At 63.0% G+C, this 6,570-nt stretch carries 6 protein-coding genes; 3 read left to right on the forward strand and 3 right to left on the reverse strand.

The genetic code is table 11. From position 1 onward, the window contains the following. Positions 1 to 29 precede the first annotated feature (29 nt). Positions 30 to 653 (forward strand): YceI family protein, encoded by a 624-nt coding sequence (locus B2V90_RS13790; RefSeq protein ID WP_228220454.1) that lies wholly within the window; start codon positions 30 to 32, stop codon positions 651 to 653. 241 nt (positions 654 to 894) lie between these two features. Then, positions 895 to 2,568, forward strand: a complete 1,674-nt coding sequence (leuA, locus tag B2V90_RS13795) for a 2-isopropylmalate synthase (RefSeq protein WP_228220455.1) — start codon at positions 895 to 897, stop codon at positions 2,566 to 2,568. Positions 2,569 to 2,657: 89 nt separating this feature from the next. On the opposite strand, the gene B2V90_RS13800 is transcribed toward leuA, so the two are convergent. Then, positions 2,658 to 4,025 carry a M20/M25/M40 family metallo-hydrolase gene (locus B2V90_RS13800; RefSeq protein ID WP_228220456.1) on the reverse strand — a complete coding sequence of 456 codons (1,368 nt, stop codon included), beginning with the start codon at positions 4,023 to 4,025 and terminating at the stop codon, positions 2,658 to 2,660. Between the two features lie 152 nt (positions 4,026 to 4,177). Here B2V90_RS13800 and B2V90_RS13805 point away from each other — a divergent pair, with 152 nt between their 5' ends. Continuing rightward, the gene (locus B2V90_RS13805; RefSeq protein ID WP_228220457.1) at positions 4,178 to 5,479 is read left to right on the forward strand and encodes a dicarboxylate/amino acid:cation symporter; all 1,302 of its coding nucleotides are present in this window, start codon (positions 4,178 to 4,180) and stop codon (positions 5,477 to 5,479) included. 196 nt (positions 5,480 to 5,675) lie between these two features. Here the strand turns inward: B2V90_RS13805 and B2V90_RS13810 are convergent, their stop codons facing one another. Then, positions 5,676 to 5,831, reverse strand: a complete 156-nt coding sequence (locus tag B2V90_RS13810) for a hypothetical protein (RefSeq protein ID WP_293921742.1) — start codon at positions 5,829 to 5,831, stop codon at positions 5,676 to 5,678. Between the two features lie 355 nt (positions 5,832 to 6,186). Continuing rightward, positions 6,187 to 6,570, reverse strand: a 384-nt coding sequence (locus B2V90_RS13815; RefSeq protein WP_293921744.1) for an OmpA family protein, incomplete at its 5' end; no start/stop codon positions are given.

A 6,570-nucleotide genomic window follows, 5' to 3' on the forward strand; every position in this document is an offset into this window, starting at 1 on the left:
CCCTTGAGCATTTCGGAGAATCTGTTCCCATGAAAAAAATCCTGATCCCCGCTGCCGCCCTGATCGCGCTTGCCGGCGGCACGGCCCTCGTTGCGCAAATGCCCACCGCCGCGCCCGGCACAAAGGACGCCGCAAAAGTCACCGGCGGCAGCTACAAGGTCGATGGCGGCCATACCCAGGTCGTGTTCGCCTGGGACCATATGGGCTTCACCAACAATATGGGCACCATTGCCGAGCCCACCGGCACGCTGACCCTCGACAAGGCGAACCCCGCCAACAGCAAGGTGTCGGTGGAATTTCAAGTCGCCAACCTGCGCACCGGCGTCACCAAGCTCGACGAGCATCTGATGAAGCCCGACTTCTTCGATGCGGCGAAATTCCCGACCGCTTCCTTCGTGTCGACCAGCGTCAAGCCTGACGGCGCGACCGGTGCCGAAATCACCGGCAACCTCACCTTGCGCGGCGTGACCAAGCCTGTGACGCTCGACGCCGAATTCTACGGTGCCGGCACCCAGCCGATGAGCAAGAAGGAAAATGTCGGCTTTGTCGCCACGACGACGATCAAGCGCAGCGAGTTCGGCATGGGCTATGGCGTACCCATCGTCAGCGATGCGATCGAACTCAAGGTCATCGCTGGTTTCGAAAAACAGTAAGCGCACGACATAAAATGTCCAATAGACAGGGCCGGCTTGCATGCTGGCCCTGTTTTGCGTATGCACCGCGCATCATGCAGAGCGTCGCGCGCCTTCCCCTGCTACGACTTACACGCCCTTAGGCGTGGCTTTTGTGCTGCCTTCCGGCTAAGGGCAGCGTCGATCCGCCTAAGGGCATCCATCACAGTCAAGTCGTTCCACGGGCGCGGATTCGCGTCTGTCGCAGGAAATATCTCATCCCATGATGCTGACCGATCCCTCGCTGAAATATCGCCCCTTCCCGCAGGTCGATCTGCCTGACCGCCAGTGGCCCAGCCGCGTCATCACCGCGCCGCCCCGCTGGCTCTCGACTGACATGCGCGACGGCAACCAGTCGCTGATCGACCCGATGAACGCGGAAAAGAAGCGCCGCTTCTTCGACCTGCTGGTCAAGGTTGGGGTCAAGGAAATCGAGGTAGGCTTCCCCTCCGCCGGCGCCACCGAATTCGATTTCATCTCCGGCCTGGTGCAAAATGGCGCCATTCCCGACGACGTGATGCCGCAGGTGCTGACCCAGGCCCGCGCCGACCTCATCGCCACGACCTTTGAATCCCTACGCGGCGCCAAGCAGGCGATCGTCCATGTCTACAATGCCATTTCGCCCGCCTGGCGCGACATTGTGTTCCAGATGGAGCGCAGTCAGGTGCGCGAAATCGCCGTCAACGCCGCCAAGCTGCTGCGCGACCATGCCGCCGCCCAGCCCGACACTGACTGGCATTTCGAATATTCGCCCGAAACCTTCTCCACCGCCGAACTGGATTTCAGCCTGGAATGCTGCGAGGCGGTGATGGAGATACTCCAGCCCACGCCGCAGCGGCCGCTGATCCTGAACCTGCCCGCCACGGTCGAATGCGCCACGCCCAATATCTATGCCGACCAGATTGAATGGATCTGCCGCAACATCTCGCGTCGCGACAGCGTCGTCATCTCGCTTCATACCCATAATGATCGCGGTACCGGCGTCGCGGCGGCGGAACTGGGCATCATGGCCGGCGCGGATCGCGTCGAAGGCTGCCTGTTCGGCAATGGCGAGCGCACCGGAAACTGCGACCTCGTGACCGTCGCGCTCAACATGTATACGCAGGGGATCAACCCCGGCCTTGATTTTAGCGACATTGACGACGTCATCCAGACGGTCGAATATTGCAACCAGCTGCCGGTTCACCCCCGCCATCCTTATGCCGGCGAACTGGTCTTCACGGCGTTTTCCGGCAGCCATCAGGACGCGATCAAGAAGGGCTTTGCCGCGCAGGACGCGCGCAACGACCGGATTTGGAACGTCCCCTATCTGCCAATCGACCCCAAGGATCTGGGCCGTGACTATGAAGCGGTCATTCGCGTAAACAGCCAGTCGGGCAAGGGCGGCGTCGCCTGGGTGCTGCAACAGGACAAGGGCTACAAGTTGCCCAAGCGAATGCAGGCGGACTTTTCACGCGTGGTTCAGGCCCTCGCCGACAGCTCCAGCCGCGAACTCAACGCCGCCGACATCAGCGAAGCCTTCGACGCCCATTATTGCCTGACCGGCGACCAGCCCTATGCCCTGATCGACTATCAGGAAGGCGGCCAGGCAGGCGACCGCATCTTTACCGGCAAGATCAGCCACAAGGGCGGCGAGCGTTCCATTTCCGGCCGCGGCAATGGCCTGCTCTCGTCCATCCTCGCCGCACTGCGTGACGAATTTGGCGTCCAACTGGAAATCGCGGATTATAGCGAACATGCCATCGGCGCGGGCAGCGATGTCAATGCCGCCGCCTATGTCGAATGCCGCACGCCCGACGGTCGCACCGTCTTCGGTATCGGCACCGACAGCGACGTGGCGACCGCTTCGGTCAAGGCGATCCTGTCAGCCGCCAACGGAATCGCGGTCCGGGGGTAAAGCAAAGCCTTTCTACATCCGTTCGGTTCGAGCTTTTCGAGAACTGTTCTCGACAAGCTCGAACCGAAGGGGGGTAAGGGGATAAGCGCCTACTTTGCCAACGCCCGGACCACCCGGTCCCATTGCTCCAGCGATTCCCGGATGCCAGCGACCGGCACACGCTCATTCAACCCGTGGGCAAAGCCGTCCTCCGCGCGCATGAACAGGCTCGACACGCCATAGCTCGGCACACCCAGCGCGCGGAAATGGACGCTGTCTGTCGCTCCGGCCGACATGCCTGGCATGATCGCAATGCCCGGCGCGCGCGCCAGTACGGCATCGCGCACCGCCTGCATGACGTCCTCGCGCAGCGGCGACGCATCGCTGCCGGTCGGATCCCCCAATGTCGTGATCGTGGCACTCGGGTCGTCGACAACCTTGGTCAGCTGCGCCTTCACGTCATCAATCGCCACGCCGGGGAAAATCCGACAATTGACGCTGACTTTCGCGCTTTGCGGCAAGGCGTTGAGCGCATGCCCCGCCTGCGCCATGGTCGCGACGCAGGTCGTGCGCACCTGCCCGACAAATTCCGGGTGGCCCGACAATATCTCCGCCGCCGTCGGATCGCCGGTCTCTGCAAAACGGCGCATGGCTTCGCCCACATCGCCCCCCATGCGGTCCGCTGATAGGGTCAGCGACGCCTTGGTCAGTTCGTTGCGCATCGGGGGAAACTGGAAGGCCGCGATCCGGTCGATCGCCTTCGCCAGCCGATAGATGGGATTGCCCGGTGTCGGCGCGCTGGAATGACCGCCCGCATCGGTAAAGCCGATCTCGAAATCGGCATAGGTCTTCTCGCCGGCCTGCAACTGATAGAGGACGGGCTTCCCCTCTTCGCTCAGCAGCCCGCCGCCGCCATCGCCGTTCAACAGCATTTCAGCGTCCTGATATTGGGATGCCAGCGCTCGCGTCGTTGCCATGTCGGTCTCCTCGTCACCCGACAAAAGCAGCGTCACCGTTCGGCGGGGCCGCCAGCCTTCCTTCTTCAGCTGCGCCAGCGTCGCGACCATCATCGCGACATCATATTTATTGTCCTCCGCGCCGCGGCCGAAGATATAGCCATTTTCCTCGACCGGGACGAACGGATCACGCGTCCAGTCCTTGGGATCGGCCTCCACCACATCCATATGCCCGATCATCAGCAAGGGCTTGAGTGCCGCATCCCGCCCCTTGATGGTCGCGGCGAATGTCGCCGTCTCGCCCATCGGCGTGATGACCACATCGGCGTCGGCAAAGCCCGCCTTTTTCAATATGTCGGCATAATAGGCCGCCAGCTTGGGCACCTGCCCCGCCCCCTGGACCGTGCGATACGCGACGGACCGCATCAATATGTCCTTGGCCACCCCGGCATCCGCTGCCGCCTGCGCGCCCTGCGGCGCGATCGCCAGCGCCAGCCCCAGACACGCCTTACCCAATCCCATATATCTGCTCCCCGAAATGATCAGACCTGTCTGGCACAGCCATCGGGTCCAGCCAATCACCCAGCTTCACCCCCCTGAAAGAATTGCTTGCGCGCAATCCCCCCGTCCCCGACCGATATAAGCGCCCGTTCGTCCCAAGGAATGCATGCGTCATGGCCCTCAATTTTCGCAGTTTCGGGTTTCAGGTTCTGGTCGGCATGGTTGTCGGCCTGCTGCTGGGCCTCGTCGCGCGTCAAATGGGGGTCGGTCCCGACGGCGATCTCAACTGGCTGGCAACCGCGTTAAAGACGACCGGGTCGATCTTTGTCTCGCTGCTGAAAGCGGTGGTTCCGCCGCTCGTCTTTGCCGCCATCGTGGCATCGATCGCTAATTTGCGCGCGCTGGACAATGCCGCCCGCCTGGCGGGACAGACGTTGCTCTGGTTCGCCATCACCAGCCTGATCGCCGTTAGCATCGGCCTCGCCATTGGGCTGTTGCTGGAACCGGGCGCGGGTCTGCGCGGCACCGCGCTCGCGGTTGGCAAGCCCGACAGCTATGGCGGCTGGCTGGATTTTCTCAAAGGCCTGGTGCCCGGCAACAGCCTGGCTCTGTCGGGCAGCACCAGCATCACCGACGGCGCGGCGACCACCAGCCTGTCCTTCAACATCCTCCAACTGCTGGTCATCTCCATCGTCGTGGGACTCGCCACGCTCAAGGTCGGCGACAAGGCCGAACCCTTCCTCGCCTTCGTGCGCTCGCTGCTCGCTGTCGTGCGCGCGATTCTGGGCTGGATCATCCGCCTGACGCCGATCGGTTCGGCCGCGCTGATCGGCACTGCGATCGCGACCTATGGCTGGAGCGCGCTGGCGCAGCTCGGCGTGTTTACCGCCGCCATCTATCTTGGCCTCGCCCTGGTACTGCTGGTCGTCTATCCGACGTTGCTGCTCGCCAACGGCCTGCGCCCCGGCCCCTTCTTCGCCAAGGCGTGGCCAGCCATCCAGCTCGGCTTCGTCTCCCGCTCTTCGGTCGGCACCCTGCCCGTCACTGAAACCGTCACCGAACGGATGGGCGTGGACAAGGGCTATGCCGCCTTCGCCATTCCCCTCGCCTCCACCACCAAGATGGATGGCTGCGCCTCCATCTATCCGGCGCTCGCCGCGATCTTCGTGGCGGGCTTCTACGGCATCCCGCTGCACTTCATCGACTATGTGCTGATCGTCTTCGTCTCTGTCCTGGGGTCGGCTGCCACGGCGGGCCTGACCGGCGCGATCGTGATGCTGACGCTTACGCTCTCGACGCTTGGCCTTCCGCTCGAAGGCGCCGGCCTGTTGCTCGCCATCGATCCGATCCTCGACATGGGCCGCACCGCCGTCAATGTCGCAGGCCAGGTGCTCGTCGCGACCCTCGTCGCCAAGCGCGAAGGCATATTGGACGAAGCCGCCTATGACGGGAAAGCCACTCCCGTTACGGCTTGAGGCATTCGACGGCCGCATTTGTTCATTCAATTTCATAAGTACCGGAACGAACCCTTCGCCGGACGGAATTGATGAGCGATGAAGATGATAGCCGCGCCCTGCCGCCAGAAAGCGTTAAGTTCGCGTCGCCTCTGCCGCGTTTGGCACGCTCGCCTTCTCGCTGCTTCCGCGCATCGATACGGTGGGCGACCGACTATCAAACGCCGGCCGCAAAATGGGCCTTTTCGCCCAGATGCTTACGCTCGGCGTCTTCATCGCCGTTGATGGGATTTGTGCCGTGCGGGGCAGTCGCAGCAGCCACGCGGACTGCCCCCATAACGCAGCTATGCAGCCATGCTGACCAGATGAGCATGCCGCTCTCCAGCTTGCCTTGCCTGGGCCGACGGGCGTTTCGCACGAGCGAAACCCGCTTCACATGTCGGCTGAACGACATAGCCTGAACCAGGCAGGGCGTTTTCCCTCCGCTGCCGCACCCAACCCAGGTCCTCGCTTGGCCCTGCCGGCTAGAAATGGACGCCGGCTAGAAATGGACCGCAGGGCGGTCAAATCGGGCAGCACTCAAGGCCCATTCGCGCGCCACCAGTCGCGACGCCGCGCGCCTCGCCCCGTTTCGGCCAGCACGCTAAAATCGTTGCGATAACAAAAAAGGGCCGGTCTTTCGACCGGCCCCTCTTTTTGCCGTCCATCCCGAAGGAAGGACGATCCGATTACATGCCTGCGCCCGGACCGTAGGTGATTTCCACGCGACGGTTCTGGACTTCACGGACGCCGTCAGCGGTTTCAACGCGAGGACGCGATTCACCGAAGGCTTCGGTCGTCATCACGCCGTCAGGGATACCCTTCGACGCGAGGTAGGCCTTGACCGAGTCAGCGCGACGCTGCGACAGACCGACGTTGTACGACGCCGAACCCGACTTATCCGCGTGACCGGCAAGCATGACCTGGGCGCTGCCACAGCTGCTGTAGGCCGAAACCGCGTTGTCCAGAATGGTGGCGGCATCAGGCGTGATGTCCGACTTGTCCCATTCGAAGAACACGATGTACGGTCCCGGCTGGCACTCTGCAACCGGCGGGGGCGGCGGAGGCGGCGG

Origin of the sequence: Sphingobium sp. UBA5915 (genome assembly GCF_002431195.1) — a bacterium.
Classification (GTDB): domain Bacteria; phylum Pseudomonadota; class Alphaproteobacteria; order Sphingomonadales; family Sphingomonadaceae; genus Sphingobium; species Sphingobium soli.

Bases quoted from the DNA above. Each gene is read 5' to 3' on its own strand.
- leuA (WP_228220455.1), top strand. From the start codon at position 895: ATGATGCTGACCGATCCCTCGCTGAAATATCGCCCCTTCCCGCAGGTC.
- B2V90_RS13800 (WP_228220456.1), bottom strand. From the start codon at position 4,025: ATGGGATTGGGTAAGGCGTGTCTGGGGCTGGCGCTGGCGATCGCGCCG.
- B2V90_RS13790 (WP_228220454.1), top strand. From the start codon at position 30: ATGAAAAAAATCCTGATCCCCGCTGCCGCCCTGATCGCGCTTGCCGGC.
- B2V90_RS13805 (WP_228220457.1), top strand. From the start codon at position 4,178: ATGGCCCTCAATTTTCGCAGTTTCGGGTTTCAGGTTCTGGTCGGCATG.
- B2V90_RS13810 (WP_293921742.1), bottom strand. From the start codon at position 5,831: ATGCTCATCTGGTCAGCATGGCTGCATAGCTGCGTTATGGGGGCAGTC.